This window comes from Bacteroides finegoldii DSM 17565 (assembly GCF_000156195.1).
GTDB classification, from domain to species: Bacteria; Bacteroidota; Bacteroidia; order Bacteroidales; family Bacteroidaceae; genus Bacteroides; species Bacteroides finegoldii.
Genome location: NZ_GG688329.1, coordinates 152735 through 153711 on the forward strand (window position 1 = coordinate 152735; position 977 = coordinate 153711).

The window sequence follows — 977 nt, forward strand, 5'->3', positions numbered from 1 at the left end:
AAAAGCGGGTGCAAAGGTAAGGGGTTTTATTTTAACTGCCAAACTTTCGGTAAGTTTTTTCGTTTTTCTTTTTCGGTTCGTTTCTCAGGCTCTCTTAGCGAAAGGGAAAGAAGGGACGAAAACGACAAACGGAAAACCGCGTCTCTTTGCGAATCGGACTGCAAATATAAGAACTTTATTTATTATAATCCAAACTTTCCCGGATCTTTTTTGTTCTTAAAGTAAAGCGGTCCTACGCTTTGTCATTAGGTCAATTCTGCAAGGCTGTCCTCTCTTGGAAAGCGGGTGCAAAAGTACCCGCTTTTCGGATATAATCCAAATATATTCAACTATTTTTTTGAAGTTTTTTTGGAATGAAATTGCTAAAGCATTGATGCTGAACGATGTCGTAGAACATATTTTTTATGTATGGGGAGATTGTGCGAGGAAACGACGAGAGAGCTGCACATTATTATATAACACGCGGGCGCGTAACTGCGTCAAGGATCGGTTTGTGTTAGGTTAGAGAGTAATTAGAGAATCAGCTCATTAAAATAAGAGGAAAGAAAGATATAAGAGATAGCGGTTTTATAGTGAATTCCATTCCTTAGTTGATGCATTAATATGATACTTATACAAGAATGATACGTAAAATCTTCACTTTACTGAAAAGGATTTTTATTTTTCATTTCTCATATTCTCATAACACACAATAATTAACTGTAAATCAGTTAGATAATACTATGAGAAATAAAAAAACAAAAGGGCATCTCTCATAGTATTTCCATGATTTTGTTCATAAAATCAAGCATCTCTCATAACTTATCAACGTATTTCTCATAGCATTTTGGCTATTTATCCTATAAATACTCAAGCTAGATTTAAACTAAAGACCAAGATGAATATCAGACTACACACTGCTTTACAATATATTATCAATGCTTATTGAAAGTATATAGAGCAGATATACGCATATTTTCCTACCTGCATCTGTATCG

Annotated in this window: 1 protein-coding gene; it reads left to right on the top strand. The window is 34.3% G+C overall.

Annotation, left to right across the window (positions count from 1 at the left end; genetic code table 11):
* Window positions 1–220: hypothetical protein (locus tag BACFIN_RS23435; RefSeq protein ID WP_007756602.1), on the top strand; the 220-nt coding region annotated here is incomplete at its 5' end.
* Between the last annotated feature and the right edge of the window lie 757 nt (window positions 221–977).